Source organism: Streptomyces sp. NPDC111520, assembly GCF_055635295.1.
The window spans coordinates 538694-558278 of the sequence record NZ_JBVKBW010000004.1 but is presented as its reverse complement, the minus strand read 5'-3'; the positions used below and the strand labels follow the sequence as shown (position 1 = coordinate 558278).

The 19585-nt window shown below is 73.3% G+C and carries 10 protein-coding genes and 1 pseudogene; 6 read left to right on the top strand and 5 right to left on the bottom strand.

Annotated elements, in window-relative coordinates; translation table 11 throughout:
• Position 1 precedes the first annotated feature (1 nt).
• The 3 genes from ACZ7MY_RS12055 to ACZ7MY_RS12045 all read left to right on the top strand — a co-directional run bounded on the left by ACZ7MY_RS12055 (position 2) and on the right by ACZ7MY_RS12045 (position 5131).
• Complete coding sequence (locus tag ACZ7MY_RS12055; protein ID WP_499601257.1) at positions 2–1549, top strand: CATRA conflict system CASPASE/TPR repeat-associated protein; 1548 nt, start codon at positions 2–4, stop codon at positions 1547–1549.
• A gap of 72 nt (positions 1550–1621) precedes the next feature.
• Positions 1622–4291 carry a CHAT domain-containing protein gene (locus ACZ7MY_RS12050; protein WP_499601256.1) on the top strand — a complete coding sequence of 890 codons (2670 nt, stop codon included), beginning with the start codon at positions 1622–1624 and terminating at the stop codon, positions 4289–4291.
• Positions 4292–4360: 69 nt separating this feature from the next.
• Positions 4361–5131, top strand: coding sequence for an NUDIX hydrolase (locus ACZ7MY_RS12045; protein WP_499601255.1), 771 nt, complete (start codon positions 4361–4363; stop codon positions 5129–5131).
• A 96-nt stretch (positions 5132–5227) separates the two neighbouring features.
• On the opposite strand, the gene ACZ7MY_RS12040 is transcribed toward ACZ7MY_RS12045, so the two are convergent.
• The 3 genes and pseudogenes from ACZ7MY_RS12040 to ACZ7MY_RS12030 form a co-directional block, all read right to left on the bottom strand.
• Complete coding sequence (locus ACZ7MY_RS12040) at positions 5228–5461, bottom strand: hypothetical protein (protein ID WP_499601254.1); 234 nt, start codon at positions 5459–5461, stop codon at positions 5228–5230.
• Between the two features lie 124 nt (positions 5462–5585).
• Positions 5586–6394: pseudogene (locus ACZ7MY_RS12035) on the bottom strand (universal stress protein).
• Between the two features lie 71 nt (positions 6395–6465).
• Positions 6466–7293 carry a universal stress protein gene (locus tag ACZ7MY_RS12030; RefSeq protein WP_499601252.1) on the bottom strand — a complete coding sequence of 276 codons (828 nt, stop codon included), beginning with the start codon at positions 7291–7293 and terminating at the stop codon, positions 6466–6468.
• Between the two features lie 334 nt (positions 7294–7627).
• Between ACZ7MY_RS12030 and ACZ7MY_RS12025 the strand changes: the two genes are divergently transcribed.
• A complete protein-coding gene (locus ACZ7MY_RS12025) occupies positions 7628–8272 on the top strand; it encodes a dihydrofolate reductase family protein (protein WP_499601251.1) in 645 nt (214 codons plus the stop codon).
• Between the two features lie 36 nt (positions 8273–8308).
• Here the strand turns inward: ACZ7MY_RS12025 and ACZ7MY_RS12020 are convergent, their stop codons facing one another.
• Positions 8309–8914 carry a PadR family transcriptional regulator gene (locus ACZ7MY_RS12020; protein ID WP_499601250.1) on the bottom strand — a complete coding sequence of 202 codons (606 nt, stop codon included), beginning with the start codon at positions 8912–8914 and terminating at the stop codon, positions 8309–8311.
• Between the two features lie 64 nt (positions 8915–8978).
• Here ACZ7MY_RS12020 and ACZ7MY_RS12015 point away from each other — a divergent pair, with 64 nt between their 5' ends.
• Complete coding sequence (locus ACZ7MY_RS12015; protein WP_499601249.1) at positions 8979–10193, top strand: FAD-dependent oxidoreductase; 1215 nt, start codon at positions 8979–8981, stop codon at positions 10191–10193.
• Between the two features lie 90 nt (positions 10194–10283).
• Here ACZ7MY_RS12015 and ACZ7MY_RS12010 read toward each other — a convergent pair whose 3' ends face one another.
• Positions 10284–14402 carry a carboxypeptidase regulatory-like domain-containing protein gene (locus tag ACZ7MY_RS12010; protein WP_499601248.1) on the bottom strand — a complete coding sequence of 1373 codons (4119 nt, stop codon included), beginning with the start codon at positions 14400–14402 and terminating at the stop codon, positions 10284–10286.
• A 681-nt stretch (positions 14403–15083) separates the two neighbouring features.
• Here ACZ7MY_RS12010 and ACZ7MY_RS12005 point away from each other — a divergent pair.
• Positions 15084–19292 (top strand): Kelch repeat-containing protein, encoded by a 4209-nt coding sequence (locus ACZ7MY_RS12005; RefSeq protein ID WP_499601247.1) that lies wholly within the window; start codon positions 15084–15086, stop codon positions 19290–19292.
• Positions 19293–19585: the final 293 nt, after the last annotated feature.

Sequence of the window (19585 nt, the reverse complement as noted above, 5' to 3'; positions counted from 1 at the left end):
GGTGCACCGGTTCGCCAAACCGTCGCTGATCATCACCTGCTTCGCACCGGCCGTACCGAAGCGGGGCAGGGATTCTCCCCACGCCTACTTGCGACGCCTGTGGGACGCCTGCCGACTGCTCGGCATGACGGCCCCGATCGACGGCCTGCCCACGGACGAGCATCTCAGGTTGGACGATCGTGCGGCCACTATCGCGGCGTACACCGTCCTGGCCGGGGCGCGGAAGCAGACGGACGGTCCCGGCATCCACGCCGCGTTGCTGTTCGCCGAGCACGACGTGGTGGGGCTGGTCGCCCTACTCGCGCCGAACGACCCCGACGCGGGCCCCGAACAGTGGAACACCTTGCTGAACCAGTGGTCGGCGGCCGTGTCCCGAGCAGGAGCCACCGATCCTCCGCCGACGGAGATCCTGGGCGAGTTCCACGTCTTCACCGCGCTGTACCGGGGAGACACACCCGGCTCGGATCGGTCCATGGCCCAAGTGGTCCGAGACCACGCACCGGCCTCCGGCGACGGAGAGGAGACCTGGTGGCGAGGGCACGACGTCACCGAGCACGGGTTCTCCGTCTGGCGCACCGGCCGGGACGACCCGGCGCAGGTGGTGGGCGACTTCTGCGTGCTGGCTCCGGCGCCGGCCGAGGAGGCACTGGACGAGTGGGCCTGGGCGGCGCCGGGTGAGTACGGCATGCGGCCGCTGACCCGGTACCTGATGCATGCCGCCAAGGCCGGTTTCGAGGCCCGCGTCCACCAACTCGCCTCCGGGACCCTCCACGAGCGCCTGGCAGCGAGCGACCGGGAGAGTCAAGCCCTGCTGCGGGCACTGCAGCCGAGCGCGGCGGGCGAACCGGTGAGCCTGAAGGACGTCCTGGCCGCGGCCGCCCAGCTGGACCGGACACGGCTCGGGCCGGAGGGAACACTCTGGACCCTCACCAGACATCGCGACCTGGCCCGCACCGTGGGAATCGCGGTCGCGAACATGCGCCGGTACACGCCCCCGTCACGGCGCGTCGGTACCGGCACTTCCTGGCCGGAGCGCGACGTGGCGGCCGCCGAAGCCCTGATCACCCAGGTCCAGAACGACGTGGAGTACATGTCGACCGCCCGTGAACGCGCCGAGTCGGCGCGCGCCGCGGCCACCGCCGTCACCGACCGGGCGCTGAACGAGTACCGGAACCGGTTGAGTCTGGTGCAGACGTCGACCCTGGGGTCCCTGCTGACCGCGCTGACCGTGGTGCAGACCCTCGACTACGACCTTCCGCTCCCGAAGCCGGCCCAGTTGCCGGCGATCCTCGTCCTCGCGGCCGTCGCGCTGCTCCTGCCGCTGGCCGTGCTCAGGCAGGCCGCGGTGTCGGCGGTCTCCCTCTCCTACCGCTGGATCGACTCGGCGGCCGCAGGCCTGCTCGGGTCCTCGGTGTGCTGGCTGGCGCTGACGGTGTGGCGCCTCCGGCTCGGTCACACCCTGCTGCCGCCCTTGGTGACGCTGTGCGCGTGCGCAGCCGTGGGACTGGCCGTCACCGCGGCGGTCCACCGGGCGGCCCGCCGCCGCTGACTCCCCCGGCTCGTCCCCGCCCCCGACTGCCGACCACCGCCCGTCCTCACAGAAGCGGGAGCCGAACAGACCATGCCCCAGTCGACGAGCCCACCGCCGCACGACCCCGTCTCGGCCGTCCTCGAGCTGATCGGACAGCTCGACGTCGAGGACGTCATCCTGCGCTTCGACGTGGACTTCGACGTCCCCATGCGGCAGGACGACGGCCTGCGCCTCCTACGGCTGGCCGCGGAGTCCGATCAGGGCCGGCCCGACGACGTCCGGGCGACGGCGCGCCGGGTGGGCGCCCACTGGTGCGAGATCGTCCACGCGGACGTGGCGTACCGGCTGTTCAGCGGCCTGCAGCTGATCAAGGCCTCACGCGACGACGCCCGGCGGCTGCACGACCTCCACCTCCGCGGCGCGCTGCCTGCCGACGACCCCTTCGCCGCCTACGCGCTCGCCCGGTGGTTCGACGGGGAGGGCCGGATCCGGTACCGGCTGGGCAGCTTCACCTCGGCCCGGATCTCCTTCGGCACCGCGGTGGACGTCGCGGAGCAGGCCGGGCTGTGGTGGGCCGTGCCGGATCTGCGCAGCAACCGCGAACGGGCACGGTTCGAGGAGCAGGGGCAGGCGAACCGGGACGGCGGAAAGGGCTCCGACACTGCCGGGTTCGCCGGGGAACTCGAGGTGCTCCTCGGGGAGATCGAGGAGCTGGCGCACTTTCACGGTGTCGGCCTCGTCGCTCCTCCGGCGCCGGGCGCTCCGGCCCGCCACCGCGAGTTCCTCCGCGGCTACTCCAACGTCCTGCACAATCTCGCCATCGCGCTCCGGGAGGCCGGGCAGCCCGCACGGTCGCTGGCGGTCACTTCACGCTCCCTGGCGATCTCCGAGGGCCTCGCCGACGTCTACCGGGTGGCCCAGTCGCGCACCAATCAGGCCCTGTGCGACCCGGAGAACGCCCAGCAGCACTTCGAGGAGCTGCTGACCCTCCCGTTGCACCGCTGGAGGGCCATCGCCCGGCAGAATCTCGCGCTCCGCAGCGGCGGCGGCTCGGGGCTGGCGGAGTTGAGGAAACTCCTCGACGAGATCGAGCAGGACGACTCCGCGGACGGGCACCACGCCGGGCTGGACGTCGACTTCTACGCCTACACCGTCCGCGGGTACCAGCGGACCGCCGAAACCCTGCCGCCCGACAGCCGTCCCGAGGACGTCCTCACGCGGCGGCTGGGGCTGGCGCGTTCGGTCCGGTCGGCCATCGCCCTGCCCGCGTACAAGCGGACGTACAACCGTCACATGCGGCCGGCGTTCCTGCACGCCACCGCTGAGGCCGTCGTCCGCGGGCACGACCGCCAGGCGGACCAGGAGCGGATCCTCTCCCTGGTCGAGGAGTCCGCCGGCCGTGAGCTGCTGGACCTGCTCGGCTCCTCCCGCCCCTCCGTCCTCGGACCGCCCGCCCGTCACATCGCCGGAGCCCCCGCGGCCGAGGGCGGCGGCGCCGCGCCCGCGGTGCGCGCCGGTCTGCGCTCCGCCTCACCGGAGCTGGCGCGGGCCCTCCGGGAGGTGCTGGCCGACCGTGAGCGCGAGTACGAAGAGCGTTTCCTGGAAGCCCCGTTGGCCTCCGTCCCGCACGACGAGGACATCGCGCACCGCCTCGTCCAGTACACCCTCAACCATCCGGGCTCCTGCGTGGTCCGCTACTTCCGCTACGCGGCGCCCGACGGCGTGACGGGCGGCGGCGGAGCGGTGTCCGACTCCCTCGGCATCATGGTCTGCCGGGACGGGCGCCTGACGACCGTGCCGGGCATCCCGTACGAGAGTGTGACGGAGCTGGCCGAGCTGGTGTGGGCCGACCTGTCCGATCCCGAGGCGCCGTGGCCCTCCGAGGCGACCTGCCGCCGTGTCTGGGACCTGCTCGTCGCACCCGTGTGGGACCGCGTCGAGGACGGCGGCACCACGATCCATCTCACCCTGATCCCCACCGACCACGTCTTCGCCGTACCGCTGCACGTCGCGGTGGGGCCCGGCGACACCCGACCGCTCGCCGCACGGGTCCCGCTCTCCCACTCCGTCAGCGTCGCCGCCTTCGTCACGCAGGGGCGCCACCTGCTCAAGCGCCAGCTCGTGGAACGGGACGACGACCTGGCGGCCCTGCTGTCCACCGACTCCGACGCCTCGGGACGTGAACTGGTCGGCACGGGCTGGGACCGCGACCACGTCGTGGTGGCCGGGCACCCGCCGGAGGGCCTGGACTACGGCGGGCCCGCCCACGGCGCCGACTGGGACGGGCTCGGCGCCCTCGCCGCCGTGGAACCGGAGTTCTTCGTGTACGCCGGGCACGGCACCTACCTGGACGGCCCGGAGGCTTCCGGCCCGCTGCTCCACCTCGGCGACCAGGACGTGCTGACCCAGTTCGACCTCGCCCTGCGCGTGAACCTGCCGCGCAACAAGTTGTCCGTGCTGGGAGCGTGCGTGGCGGGGCAGGGCATGCGCTCGGACGGGGGCGACGTCCTTGGATTCATGCGTTCGCTGATCATCAGCGGCGCCGGAGCCGTGTGCCTGCCCCTGTGGTACGTCCTGGACATCGCGATGGTGGAGACCGTACGCGCTCTGCTGCGCAAGAGCAGACGTGCCCTGGGCGACGCCGACAGCGCGCCCTTCGACGTCGTCCAGGCCCTCCACGAGCACTACCTCGACGTGCTGGACGACTATCCGAACCTGGCCGGCCGCATCCAGCACACCCCGCTGGCCCTGTACCTGTAGCCACCGCGGCCCGCCGCCGGCGCGGCCCGGGTCCGAGATCGGCACCAACCGGAAGAGACGAGGGGACACATGACGCAGGCGGACCACGCGGACCACGCGGAGGACCAGGTGCGCGAGCGCAGGGAGGCACGGCTGAGGGCGTACGACGCCTTGCGGGAGCGGCGGCCGGAGCTCTTCGTGAACCCCCCGGGAACCGCGTACGAGATCCTGCTGGAGCGCGCCGACCAGGACCATGTGACGCGGGAAGTGGAGAAGGTGGCCACCGCGTTCGGCTTCCCCGCGGACTGCGCGGACATCGGCGTCGTCTTCCGCGACCCCTATGTGTGCATGATCCGCGACGCCGTGCGTTTCCGCTCCGGGCGCGTCAACACCTACATCCGCTTCGTCGCCGAGGGCGTGGACGGGGGTGCCGCGGTCCTGCCGGTCCTTGAGGACGGCAGGATCGTCCTGCTGCACCACTTCCGGCACGCCGACCGGGACTGGCACTGGGAGATCCCCCGCGGTTTCGGCGCGCCGGGCGAGGAGTCCGCCACCACGGCACGCCGCGAACTGCTCGAGGAACTCGGGGGGAAGGTGACCGAGATGATCCATCTCGGCGAGCTCAGCTCCGACACCGGCATGCACAGCGGGCGCGACCAGTTGTACCTCGCCCGCCTCGCCTCGTCCTCGTTCCCGGAGACCCCCGGCCCCGACGCGCTCGAGGAGGGGATCGACGCCTTCCGGGCCCTCACCCCCGCCGAGATGCGCGCCGCGCTCGCCGAGGGGCAGATCCACGACGGCTTCACCCTGGCGGCCTGGAGCCTGGCCACGGCCCGCGGTTTGCTGCCTTCGGCCCCCTGAGGCCGCGCCGTCCACCGGGCGCCGGAGGACGTGGACGTGGAGCCCTGTTCCCCGTCCGCTCGCCGGTGGGCGCCGGTTCGTCGCGCCGGTGACCGTTCAGAAGTCCGCGTGGCCGGCCGCCTGGTAGGCGTCCCAGAGGGGTTGTACGACGGTGCACCGGCGGGCGGCGCCGTCCTGGCAGGTGGGGCACGAGGTGGCGTGGTCGAGCCAGGCCCGGTACGCCGTCTGGGCCTCGTGGTTCACCCGGGTCACGCGGGCCCGGACCACGGCACCGGGCCCCGAGCCGGTCTCGAGCCAGCGCTCGGTGAACCCGGGCTCCTCCTCCCCCATGACCAGACTCCCCCAACCTCACCGGATCCCACATCCGGCAACCCGTCGCAGCAGACCACCAATCTATCCGCCCGCCACGCGGCGTGACCCCAACTGCCACATCCTGTACGGTTCCGGCGCCCGATCAGGCCTCGCCGCGGACGACGGCGACCGGGCCGTGCGCGTGGTGCAGCAGCGCCTGGCTCACCGAGCCGAGAAGCAGTCCCGTGAAGCCGCCGCGGCCCCTGGCCCCCGACCGTCAGCTGGGCGGTCCTGCTCGCCTCGATCAGGACCTCCCGGGTCTCTCCGCTCCCCACTTCCTGCCGGACCGTGACGTCGGGATACCGCTCCCCGTGGCCGGCGAGCGCCAGGGACAGCAGACGCTCCGCGCTCTCCACGCCCGTACCGGGCGGGGCGTAGTCCGGCAGCCAGGCGTGCAGCGCGAGGATCTCCGCTTCCCTCAGCGCCGCCTCGGCGAAGGCGAACGCGATCGCGTCCTCACCGTGCGGGGAGCCGTCGACACCCACCACGACGGGACCGGTGTGCGGCGGGTCCTCGCGGACCACCATGACGGGGCACTCGGCGTGTGCGGCCACGGACACCGCGGTGGAGCCCAGCAGCATGCCGAGGAAGCCGCCCGTGCCCCGGCTGCCGACGACGAGCAGGTCGGCGGCCCGGGACTCGGCCGTCAGCACCGACACCGCACCGCCGAGCATCACCGTGCCGGTGACCTCCGTGCCGGGCGCGGCACCGCGGGCGCGCTCGGCGGCGTCGTGCGCCATGCGGTTGAGGGGCGACGGGTCCAGTGGCGCGTACGTGGGCCCGGCCGGCCAGGTGAAAGCGTGCACCACGCGGAGCTTCGCACGGCGCCGGTGGGCTTCCCGGGCGGGCCTGCACGACCGCGGCGTCACTCGACGTCGAGCCGTCCACTCCTACGACGACCAGGCTGCCCACGGCTCCTCCGTCCTTCGCTTCGGTCTCCGGGCGCTCCCGCGGTCGGGGTCACCGCCGTGCGCGCCGGCGGTTCACCCCTTGCCGCGGACGACCGCGACGGGAGAGTGCGCGTGCTGCATGAGGGCCTGGCTCACCGAACCCATCAGCAGCCCGGCGAACCCGCCGCGGCCGCGCGCGCCGACCACCGTCAGCTGCGCGGTCCTGCTGGCCTCGATCAGCGCCTCCCGCGGGCCCTCGTGCACCAGCGCGTGCCGCACCGCGACGTTCGGGCGCTTCTCGCAGTGGGGGGCGAGTGCCCTCGTCATCTCCGCGCCCTCGTCCGCCGCACGGGACGGGTCCGCGCCGGCGTGCAGCGCGACGACCTCGGCCCCGCGCAGCACGGCTTCGCCGAAGGCGAAGTCGACGGCCTTGTCGCCGGCGGTGGAACCGTCGACGCCCAGCAGGACCGGCCCGGAGACGACCGGGGGTTCCCGGACCACCATGACCGGGCACTGTCCGTGCGCGGTGAGGAAGACCGCGGTCGATCCCAGGAGCATCCCGATGAACCCGCCCATGCCCCGTGATCCGACGACCACGAGGTCCGCGGTCCGTGACTGCAGTTCGAGGACCGTCAGGGCGTCGCCGTTCATCACGGCGCTGGTGACGTCCACCTGCGGCGCGGTGCGCCTGGCGTGTTCCGCGGCTTCGCGGACGAAGCGTTCGGCGGCCTTCCGCAGGCTGTCCTCGGGCGGGCCGAGCGGTGCGGGGTCCATCGGCACGTGCATGGGCATCGCGGGCAGCGAGAGCCCGTGGACGACGCGCAGTTCCGCCTGGCGCCGGAGGGCTTCCCGGGCGGCTTCCTCCACCGCGTCCAGGCTGGACGCCGAACCGTCGACTCCTGCCACGACGACATTGCTCACCGGAACTCCTTGCCCGCGTGGATCCACGAGGTCGGTCGCGGTGCACGCTCGTGCGGTGTCACGCTCCGCGAGGGTCCCCGGAAGGCTCTGGAGGGCCCTGTGGGGCGGCTCGAGGCCGAAGCCCCTCCCGGCCGGGGACGGCGTCACCACGACGTGCCCCTTCCCCCCGGCCAGATTGCCCCGGCTCGGCCGGCGGCGCATCCCGGGGCGCCCTCGCCGGCCGCGGGGCCCGGCGCGGGCGGTCGCCGTCGCGGCGATGAGTCCGCGGGCGCCCGCGGGTCTACCTCCCGTACACGAACACGACGACACGAACGCGACGCATCGGGAGAAGACCGTGGGCCTCATCCACATCGAACTGTTCGCGACCCTCGACCTCGTGGGGCAGGCGCCCGGCGGCCCCGACGAGGACCCGGTGGGGTTCCCGTTCGGCGGCTGGCAGGCGCCCCTGCTGGACGAGGTCGCCGGGGCGCAGGTCGGCGCCGCCTACGAGGGCACGGACGCCCTCCTGCTCGGCCGGCGGACGTACGACATCTTCGCCGCCTACTGGCCGCACCAGAAGGGCGGCGAGGACGGCCGCATCGCCGAGCTCTTCAACGCCGTCCCCAAGTACGTGGCCTCGCGCGGCAGGCCGGACCTCTCCTGGGCCGGGTCCACGCAGCTCGGCCCGGACCTGGCCGGCGCGGTGCGCGGGATCCGCGACCGGCACGAGCACGTGAAGGTCGTCGGGAGCCTGAACCTGGTGCAGACCCTCCTGCGCGAGAAGCTCTTCGACCGCCTCGACCTGTGGGTGCACCCGATCGTGCTCGGCGTCGGGAAGAAGGTCTTCGACGGCGGCGCGGTGCCCACCAACGTCACGCTCCTCGAACCGCCGGTGGCCAATCCGAGGGGCACCGTGTACCTGCGCTACGGGCTGGCCGGCGGCATCCCGGGGACGGGGGACATGAGCGCGCCCGACCGCGGTGTGCGGCGCGAGGGCTGACGCCGTCCCGCGCGGGCGGCCGAGCCGGGCGATCGGTCAGCCGTCGTCACCGGCGTGGGCCAGCAGTTCCTCGGGGGACCAGTCCAGGCTTCCGTCCGCGCAGTCCGCCAGCACGCCCCGGACCCAGGTCAGCTCGGCAGCCGTCATCGCGCGCACGTACCCCAGCTCGAGCGTCGCGATGCGCGGCAGCCCGCTCTCCACCTCGCGGGCGAGGTCCGCGTCGTGCCGCGCGAGGGCGGTCTCCAGGGCCCGCGCGCGGCGCCCGAGCGCGTCCCGCAGCGCCTGCGGGGTCAGCATCATCAGCAGCGACAGCGCGGCGGGGAACTCGGGGAACTCCTGCTTCGGCGTGGAGAGCATCTCGTCGAGCCAGCGGTGCGCCGTCGCGCTGCCCTCGTCGGTGACCTCGTAGACCGTGCGCTCCGGGTAGAGCGCGTCCCGGCCCGTCTCGCGGACGGCGATGAGTCCGGCGGCGAGCAGACGGTCCATGGTGCGGTACAGGCCGGCCCGCTGGCCGACGTTGACGACCTGGTCCTTGCCCCACTCCTTGAGCAGCCGCTGGACGCCGTACGGGTGCAGCGGCTTGTAGTGCAGCAGGGCCAGCACGGTCAGGGCGAGGGGGGAACTCCGGGGGGCAGCGCTCATGGTCCGATGCTACCCTCAGTCGAACTAGTTGACTAGCAACTAGTCGCAGTGCAACTATTCCGTCATGACGAACTCGACTGGCACGACCAACGGCACGGTCCGCTCCGCACTGGTCATCGGCGGCGGCATCGCCGGGCCCGTCACCGCGATGGCGCTCCGGCGGGCGGGTATCGAGGCGACGGTCTTCGAGGCGTACGAAGGCCCCGCCGACGGGGTCGGCGGCGGCATGGGGCTGGCACCCAACGGATTCGAGGCGTTCGACGCGATCGGCGTGGGCGACGCGATCCGCGCGGTCAGCACCGACATGAACGGCATGGTGCTGCGGAGCTGGAACGGCAGGAAGCTGGCCGAGTTCGGCACGCTGCCCGGCATCGGCCCGACGCGCTTCGTGATCCGGGCCGAGCTGTTCCGCACCCTGCGGGACGCGGCGAAGGAGCGCGACGTGACCACCGTCTACGGCAAGCGCATCGTCGACGCGAGCGAGGACGCCGACGGTGTCACCGCGCGCTTCGAGGACGGCGGCACGGCCACCGCCGACGTCCTGATCGGCGCGGACGGCCTGCGCTCCACGGTCCGCCGGCTGATCGACCCGTCCGCGCCCGAGCCCGAGTTCGCCGGCACGGCCGGGTTCGGCGCGACGGTCGCCGCCACCGGCGTCCCGCCCACCGGCGGCTTCATGCAGATGGCCTTCGGCAAGCGGTGCTTCTTCGCCTGGCAGGTGTTCGCCGACGGCACGGGCATCTGGTTCGTCAACCTGCCGGTGACGCAGGCCCTCTCGGTGGGCGAGCAGCGCGAGCGCGGCGGCGCCTACTGGCTCAAGCACCTGGCGGAGGTGTGCGAGGGCGACGCCACCCCGGCCGCGCGGATGCTCGCGGCCACCGACCCGGAGACGATGCTGTTCGCGGGCAGCACGGAGAACATGCCGCGCTCGGTGCGCTGGAGCCGCGGCCGGATGGTCCTGACCGGGGACGCGGCCCACGCTCCCTCGTCCAGCTCCGGCCAGGGCGCCTCGCTCGCGGCGGAGAGCGCCGTCGAACTCGCCCGCTGCCTGCGCGACCTGCCCCTGCCCCGTGCGCTGTCCCGCTACGAGGAGCTGCGCCGGCCCCGGGTGGAGCGGATCATCAAGGACACCGCCCGCACCAACGCCCGCAAGGCCGCCGGCCCCGTCGGCCGGGTGGTCCGCGACGCGCTGCTGCCGGCGATGTTCAAGCTCGCCAAGCCCGAGAAGAAGGCCTGGCAGTTCCGGTACCCGATCGACTTCGACGCCCCGGTCGTGTGACGGGCCGTGAGCGGACGGGACCGTCGCACCGGACGGAACGCGGGCCGGCCCGAAGGGGCCGGCCCGCGTCCGCTTCCGCAGGACGGGCGGTTACTGCTTCTTCAGCGTGAAGTCGACGGTGACGGTCGCCCCCTTCTTGAGCTTCACCGTGGTGGCCACCGGCCGGTAGCCGTCCTTGGCGACGATGACGTCCAGCGGGTTGTTGCGGGTGTCCAGCCACAGGGAGTACGTGCCGTCGGCCGCCGTCCTCAGGGAGTAGTCGGCCGCCCAGCTGCCGATCTCGACGGTGGCGCCGGCCAGCGGCCTGCTCGTGCCGTCGCTCTGGACGCCCCGGACGGTTCCGGTGATCTTGCCCCAGGTCTTCGGCGGGTCGACGTGCAGAGACACCGGGACCTTCCGGATCCCGTACGGGCTGTCGTTGTCCAGTGCCAGTTGCGCGGTCAGGTCGCCCGGCTGGGTGACCTCGGGCACCGAGGCGTCCAGCGTGACGGTGACGGTCGTGCTCGCGCCGGGCTGCAGGGTGAAGTGCCGAGTGCTCGCGCTCAGCCACGGGACGTCGGTCGTGCCGCCCTGGTCGTAGCCGGGCAGGAGCTCCACGGTGCTGCTCGGGGTGTACGGCTCGCTTCCGCCGCCGATCTTGTACAGGCCGAGGGCGGCGCCGCCGCGGTAGGTGGCGACGTTGGCGTTGGGCAGGGCCGTCCAGGCGCCGGCCTGCGGGTCGTAGGCGAAGCCCTGGTTGGTGAGGGCCTCGTGGCTGATGCCGCTGGAGACCACGAGCCGGTCGTTGGCCGCGGTGGCGGACGAACTCCACAGCGGGACGGGCAGGTCGGGGAGGGCCGTCCAGGTGTCGGCGGCCGGGTCGTACACGTAGGCGTGCTTGCTCTCGCCGAGGGAGTCGGCGTCGCCGCCGGCGCAGTACAGCTTGCCGTTGACGCCGCCGCAGGACTCCCAGGCGACCCTCTCGGGGTAGTCGGCGATCCGGGACCAGGAGTCGGTGTCGGGGTCGTAGGCGTACGCCTCGGCGGTGCCGCACCGGTCGTCGCAGCCGCCGACCGTGTAGAACTTTCCGTCGAGGGACGCGCTGCCCTGGCCGGCGTAGGCCGCGGGCGCCGGTGCCCCGGTGCTCCAGCGGTCGGTGACGGGGTCGTAGACCTCCAGCTTGGGGTCGGTGGTGTTGTCCGGGAGCCAGCCGCCGACGGCGTAGAACCTGCCGTCCACGAACTGGCCAGAGGGCGCCTCCCGGCGGTCGGCCGCACTGGCCGCCCGGCTCCAGGTGCCGACGACGGGGTCCAGGACGTACATCGCGTTGGTGACGTCGAAGCCGGTGTAGCCGAAGGCGGAGTAGACCTTGCCGCCGTGGCTGCCGACCGCGTTGCCGAGGACGGTCTCCGGGAGGTTCGGGGCGGTCTGCCAGGCGTCACCGGACGGCGCGGCGGAGTGCTGCGCGCCGGCCGCGGCCGGTCCCTTCTTGCTCGCGTACGGGGAGAACGTCCCCTTGACCGTCTGCCGGGGTGCGCCGGCGCCGAGGGCCTGGGCGTGGAAGCCGCCGGCCCGTTCGCCGAGGGTGACGGTGACGGGCGCGCCTCCGGTGTTCTTGACCGTCATGTTGCGCGTGGTGGACGTGCCCCAGCCCAGGCTCGCGCCGACGGAGTCCGGGGTGACCGTCAACTGCCCGGCCTTCAGCTTGTAGGAGGCCCGGACGGCGCTGTCGGCGGCGATGCCGACGGTCTTGGTCTGCTCCGTGTACCGCGCCCTCGCGGCACTGATGCCGTGCTCGCCGAGGGCCGGCGAGAACATGAGGTAGAGCCCGTCCCCGAGCGCCGGGTCCTGCGGTGTGGCGACGGTGGTCGCGGTCGCCCCCGGCTCGCCCGCGACGGTGACGGCGGCTCCGGCCAGGCCCTCGCCGGTGTTGGCGTCGGTCACGGTGCCGGTGACCAGGCCGCCGGGGGTGGCCGTGTAGCCGCGGTCGCCGACGAACACGTCGTCGACGCCCCACCACCAGGCGAACTCGGTGACGAAGTGGAACCGCACCCGCACGTCCCGCTTGCCGGCGAGGCCGTCGAGCGGGATCTCGACCTTCGCGTGGTCCGCGAAGCCGGCCGTCGCCGTCCACAGCGACGTCCATGTGGCGCCGTCGTCGGAACTGGCGTCCACCGAGACGGCCTTGCCGTCGGACACCCAGTACATGGCGTCGAAGGCCAGCTCGGGATCGGCGGTGCCGGTCAGGTCGTAGGCGGGGCTGATCAGCTGGGTGTCGTGGGGCGAGCCGATCGTGGGGTTGTCGGCGATGGCGAAGGCCCCGTCACCGCCGGTCTGGTTGCCGCGTCCCTGGGGGTCGTCGAAGGTCCAGCCGCCCTCGCTGCCGTCGGCGTTGACGACGCGCCAGCCCTGCGGGGCGGAGTCGGTGGACGTGAAGTGCTCGGTGGCGCCGTCCAGGTGCACGGCGTAGCCGGGTGCGGTGGCCTTCCACGGGTCGGCGCGCAGGGCCAGCCGGAGCGACTGGGGGGCGTCGGTGACGGTGAGGTTCCTGGTCGCCGTCGTGTAGCCGGGGAGTGCCGCGTCGGCGTGGAGGGTGTAGTCGTGGCCCTCGGGAAGGCTGAGGGTGAAGGCGCCGGTGGCCGGGTCGGTCCACACCGGGCCGCCGGGGACTCCGTCCACGGTGATCCTGGCGTAGAGCGGCCAGCCGTGGCCGGAGCCGTCGGTCACCTTGCCGGAGACACTCCGGCTGGGGACCGGCTTCAGCGCGAAGTCACGGGTGAGGGAGCCGTCTTCGGTGACGTCGACATCCTCGGCGGCGCCACTGGCGTAGCCGTAGGCGTCGACGGTGACGTCGTAGCCGCCCACGGGGAGGCCCAGGGTGTAGCGGCCGTCGGACGCGGTGCGCGTGAGGTTGCCGGTCCCGGCGCTGACGGTGGCGCCGGCGAGGGGCTTGCCGGTGGCCTGGTCGGTGACGGTGCCCGACAACGTGCCGTGCGGGCCGGTACGGAAGGCCCGCAGGCCGTCGGGGGTGCCGAGGCCCGTCGGGCCGTCGTATCCGGCGGCGCCGGTGCAGAGGTAGGCCGGGGTGCAGGTGCCGTTGTCGCCGGTGGTGACGTCGTGCAGCCCCGCGTCCGCCGCGTAGGGGTAGGAGTTGGGGTAGGTGCCCGCCACCGGGGTGCCGGCGTTGGCGTAGACGGCGGCGATGATGGGTGAGCCGGCGCTGGTCCCGCCGAACTGGGCCCAGCCGCCGCCGCCGTAGGTCTGGTAGACCGCGACCGGGGTTGCGGGGTCGGCGACCGCGGAGACGTCGGCGACGGCGCGGTTGGCGCAGCCGGTGTCCTTCTGGAAGGCGGGCTTGGGCTCGTAGAGCGAGCACCCCGACCCCGCACCGGCCCAGGCCGTCTCGGTCCAGCCGCGGTCGGTGCCGCTGTCGGCGGTCAGGGAGGTGCCGCCCACGGCGGTCACGTGGGGCGACGCGGCCGGGTAGGAGACGCCGTACCCGTAGTCGCCGGAGGAGGCGACCATGGCGACGCCGGGGTGGTCGTAGTGGGCGTCCAGGACCGCCGTCTGGTAGGGGTCCTCACCGCTGCCGAAGCGGTAGTCGGTGCCGTAGGAGTTGGACACGAACCTGGCGCCGAGCGCGACGGCCTGGTCCACGGCCGCGCCGAGGTCCTCGAAGCCCGGGGTATCGGCCTCGACGAGCAGGATGTGCGCGTTCGGGGCCACCGCGGAGACCATGTCGAGGTCGAGGGAGATCTCGCCGGCCCAGTCGGGGTCGGGCTGCGGGTAGTCGGTGCCGCCGCGCTGGTCGACCTTGCGGAAGCAGCCGTTGTCGGTGGTGCAGGCGGGCAGGCCGTACTGCTCCCGGTAGACCGCCATGTCGTCCTCGGCGGTCGGGTCGTCGAAGGCGTCCACGATGGCGATCGTCTGCCCGGCGCCGCCGCCCGCCGGCAGGTCGTAGGCCGCGCGCAGATCGGCCGGGCCGAACCCGCCCGGGGCCGCCTGGGTCCGCAGGCCCTTGGACGGCTTCACATCGGTGCGGCGCAGGGCGTAGCAGGTGGCCTCGCCCTTCTTGGCGGCGCCGCATGCCGCCTGGTAGGGCGCGCCACCCTCGGCGGGGGCGGCGGTCGTGGCGGCGGTCGCGGTGGAGGGCGCCGCGGCCTGGGACGGTGTCTGGACGCCCAGGACGGCCAGCGCGGCGGTGACGATCACCGCCGGCCAGGTGGACATCCTTCGCCGCAGCGGTGGAGGGGATATGTGTGGTACGCGCAACGTCCGACTCCCAAATCAGCACGGGAACACCGAACCTGAGGGTTCGGCGGCGAACTCCGGTGGTCGCTCGCCGGGAGACCATTAGCGGAGAGATCTTGTATCCGTGTCAACGCCGCAAAGGGCAGGAAAGGGCCGCAGTTTCGCGTTCTCCGGTGCGCCCGACCGGAATGCGTCCGGAATCCGGAGACAGGACGCGGATGAATGGCGTGATGTACGACAGGCCCCGCCATGACGGTGGTTGACGCACGCATCGCCCGATTCCCGGCTCTCCGCCCGGGCAGCGCCACCTTGCACCGCGCGCGCCCCGCTTGCGCCCGGTCGGCCCCCTTGACGCGATGTGCCGCGCCATTCACCGACATCCCCGACTTTCCCGGTTTCCGTCCGGCGAATTCAGCCCCGCAGCCGGGACATTGCCCGAATTTTATCCCCGTCGACGTTTGATGCGCCCGCGGAGCCGCCCGCATATTCGGCCGGACCGGAATTCCTCGTTCCATGTCACCCGCCCCGCCGCGTGATCAGTCGGACGGGCCACCTCGCGAGAAGAAGCGATGTCTAATGGGGCCGCCCGCGGTGAATGGATTCATTCGATCGCCGGCCGCCTGGTTGATCGCGCGTCAACGGACAGATGGGAACAGGCACGTGCAGATACCAAAAAAGCCCACCCGCTCAGGACGGCACAGACTCACTGCCGGACTGGCGGTGCTGGGCCTGTCGCTGCTCACCCTGCTGGGGACGCAGGCACCGGCCACGGCACAGGCACCGGCCGGCGCGGCACGGGAGACCGCGGACACCGCCAGGGACAACGGGCTGTCCGCGGAACCCTCCTGCTCCGCCCCGGAGAAGGACGAGTTCGTGTGCTTCGCCCTGCGCCGCACGGACCTCGGCACCGCCAGGCGGGCCTCGGAACCCGCCGGTTACGGCGCCGCCGACCTGCGCGGCGCCTACGACCTCCCGTCAGGCGGCGGCACCGGCCGGACCGTGGCCGTAGTCGCCGCGTACGACGACCCCACCGCCGAGCAGGACCTGGCCGTGTACCGGGAGCAGTACGGCCTGCCGGCCTGCACCACCGACAACGGCTGCTTCCGCAAGGTCGACCAGCGCGGCGGCACCGACTTCCCGCAGCCCGACCCCGAATGGGCCGGGGAGATCTCCCTCGACCTCGACATGGTCTCCGCGGTGGCCCCGAACGCGCACATCCTGCTCGTCGAGGCCGACAGCGCCGACCGCGAGGACCTCGGGGCAGCCGTCGACCAGGCCGTCGCGCTCGGCGCCGAGGTCGTCTCCAACTCCTACGGCTCCTACTACGACAGCCTCCCCGGGGGCGGTGAGGACCCCGCCGAGACCAGCGACCCGCACTACGACCACCCCGGCGTCGCCATGGTCGTCGCCGCGGGCGACCTGAACTACGGGGTCCCCTACCCCGCCGCGTCCCCCTACGTCACCTCCGTCGGCGGGACCTCCCTCGCCCGCGACCCGAACACCGCCCGCGGATGGTCGGAGTCGGTCTGGAGCAACGGCGACCGCGGCACCGGCTCGGGCTGCTCCGCCTACCAGGCCAAACCGGCGTTCCAGAAGGACACCGGCTGCCCGCGGCGTACCGTCGCGGACGTCTCGGCCGTCGCTGACCCCGCCACCGGCGTGGCGGTGTACCAGAGTTACGGGCAGAGCGGCTGGCAGGTCTACGGAGGGACCAGCGCGGCCACACCGATCATCGCGGGGGTGTACGCCGCCGCCGGGACCCCGGCGGCCGGCAGCTACCCCAACTCCTACCCCTACGCCGCCGCCAGCGGCCTCAACGACGTGACCAGCGGCTCCAACGGCACGTGCGAGCCCGCGTACCTGTGCACCGCGGGCGCGGGATACGACGGCCCGACGGGGCTGGGCACGCCCCGCGGCCTGGGCGCGTTCCGCGGCGGGCCGCGCGGCGAGGTCTCCGGGAAGGTCAGGGACTCCGGGACGGGCGAGCCGCTGGCCGGGGCCGCGATCTCGGGCGGTGACGTCGTCGTGCACTCCGACGCCTCGGGGGCCTACACCCTGTCACTGCCGGCCGGAACCTACGACATCGACGTCGAGGCCTTCGGCTACGCGACCGAGTCCGCACCCGACGTCACGATCGCCGACGGGGCGGCCCTGACGAAGGACTTCGCGCTGCGCACCGTGCCCAGCCGCACCGTCACGGGGAAGGTCACCGACGGATCCGGCCACGGCTGGCCGCTCTACGCCAGGATCACCGTGGACGGCTCGCCCGGCGGCCCGGTGTGGAGCGACCCCGTAACAGGGGCGTACAGCCTCACGCTCCCCCAGAACCGTGCGCACACACTGCGGATCGCGGCCACCGTCCCCGGCTACGAGGAGGTCGTCCGGCACCTCGACGCGGGCACGGCCGCGCAGAAGCTCGACGTCCCGGTGCCCGCCGACGTCTGGTCGGCCGGCGCCCCCGCCTACGCACCGAAGCTCACCGGCCCGACCCAGGCGTTCACCTCGACGGCCTCCGCCCCCGAGGGCTGGTCGGTCGTCGACGCCGAGGGCACCGAGGGCGGCTGGGCGTTCGACGACCCCGGAGGGCGGTCCAACACCACCGGCGGGGACGGCGGTTTCGCGATCGTCGACAGCGACCACTACGGCTACCCGGCCGCCCAGGACTCCAGCCTGGTCAGTCCGCGGTTCGACTTCACCGACGTCACGGTTCCCGAACTGGCCTTCGACACCGACCTGATGCCCTTCTTCGGGCAGACCGCCGACCTCGACGCCAGCACCGACGACGGCGAGACCTGGAAGAACGTCCGCTCCCTGACCACCGACGCGGCCGGCCCGAAGCACCTCGACGTCCCCCTGGCCGCGTACGCGGGCAAGCCGTCCGTGCGGCTGCGGTTCCACTACACCGCCTCCTACGCCCTGTGGTGGGCCCTGGACAACGTGTTCATCGGCGATCGCGGCCTCACGCCCACCCCGGCCGGTCTCATCACCGGAACCGTCACCGACGCCAACACCGGCGCGGGACTGGTGTCCGCCACCGTCACCGGCGGCGACGGGCCGGCCCCGAGCGCGATCACGGCCGCCACCCCCGACGACCCCAACCTCGGCGACGGCTTCTTCACCCTGACCGCGCCGCTGGGCAAGCACACCCTCACCGCGGAGGCACCGCACTACACCGGGCAGACCAAGACGGTCACCGCCCGCGCCGACTCCGCCGTCGCCTCGACCTGGAAGCTCAAGGCGGGCCGGCTGTCCCTGACGACGGACCCGATCGAGGCGACCGCCGTCCTCGGCGGGACCACCACCCACCAGCTGACCGTCAGCAACACCGGAGGCGCCCCGGCGACCCTGACGCTGGCGGAACGCGCGGGCTCCGGCGGAACCGAGGACGGCGCGCCCCTCCGGCGTTCCGCCCTGCGCCGACTGCCGGCGCCCGGTGCGGACGGCCGCGACACCGCGCAGATCGACGGAAGGACCACGCGCAGCGGCGGGCACGCGCCGGCCACGCGCGGGACCGGACCGTCGGGTGACGCCTGGAAGCCCGTCGCCGACCTGCCCGCGGCCATCATGGACAACGCCGTCGACACCTACGACGGCAAGGTCTACTCCGCCTACGGCTACGACGGCGAGGACGACACCGGGGACCTGTACCGCCTCTCCCCCGACACGGGCGCCTGGACCCGGCTCACCTCGTCCCCGCACCCGCGCCGCGCACCCGCGCACGGCTTCATCGGCGGCAAGTTCTACGCCGCGGGCGGGTGGGGCAGCAGCACCGGGGGCATCGACCCGGGCCTCGACGTCTACGACCCGGTCAGCAACCGCTGGAGCAGCGGCGCGAAGGCACCCAGGGCGTACGCCGGGGCGGGCAGCACCGTCCTCGACGGCAGGCTGTACATGATCGGCGGCTGCGCGGCCAACAGTTGCGGCACGACCGACGCCTCCGTCTACGACCCCGGGGACGACAGCTGGTCCGCGATCGCCCCCTACCCGGAGCCCATCGCCTGGCAGTCCTGCGCCGCCATCGGCACCAGGATCTACTGCGCCGGCGGGGAGAGCGGCGGCGCCGTCGCCGTGTCCTCGGTGTACGTCTACAACCCCGCCACCGACAAGTGGTCGGCCCTGCCCGACATGCCGATCCCCTTGTGGGGCGCGGCGCACACCGCGGCCAACGGACTGCTGCTGATCTCCAGCGGGGTGACCGACGACAGTCTGCTGACGAACCAGGGGTTCGCCCTCGACCCCGCGACCGGCACCTGGGACGCGCTGCCCAACGCCAACACCCCCACGTTCCGCAGCGGCGGCGCGTCGGGCTTCTACAAGGTCGGCGGCACCGTCGACGCGTACGAGCTCTCCCCCACCACGGCGGTCGAACTCCTGCCCGGATACGACCAGGCGGGGCTGTCAGAGGTCGGCTGGCTGGGCGAGTCCGGCAAGAGGATCACCCTGGCCCCCGGCCAGAAGACGGTGCTCACGCTCACCTTCGACACCACGGCCCTGGAGGCGGCGCAACCCGGCGAGTACGCGGCCCGGCTGGCGCTGTTCAGCGACACCCCGTACGTCCTGCCCGACATCCCCGTCTCGTTGCACGTCGACCCGCCGAAGACCTGGGGCGGCATCAGCGGGACGATCCGCGGGGCGACCGCCTCGGGCGGATCGGCCCCACTGGCCGGCGCGACCGTGCAGATCGACGGCTGGGCCGCCTCGTACACACTGACGACGCGCCCCGACGGCACCTTCGGACTGTGGCTCGACACCCGTGACAACCCGCTGACCGTCATCGTCGCCAAGGACGGGTACCGGCCGACCGTGGCCACCGTCCGGCTCAAGAAGGGAGTCGTCGTCACCCACGACGTCACCCTGAAACGGGCGTAGCGCACCGGGGGCGCGGGACGCCGGGGTCCCGCGCCCCTCCGTCGCGCCCGGTTGCCGGAGGCCGTACGCGGCCGCCGCCGTGGTCCGACCGGACGATCGGCGCGCTCCCTTGGGCGCGCCGCGGCACCGCCCCGACGGCCGGGGCGGGACCCTCGACACAGCCGCGACGGGTTCGTCCCGTCGGCGGGCCGGGCGCCGTATCCCCGAGCACGGCGCCCGGCCACATCCGCTGACGCTGCCCCAGCCATCCGACGCGCGGCCCGGCCCCCTCGGCACCGTCTTCATCACACTCC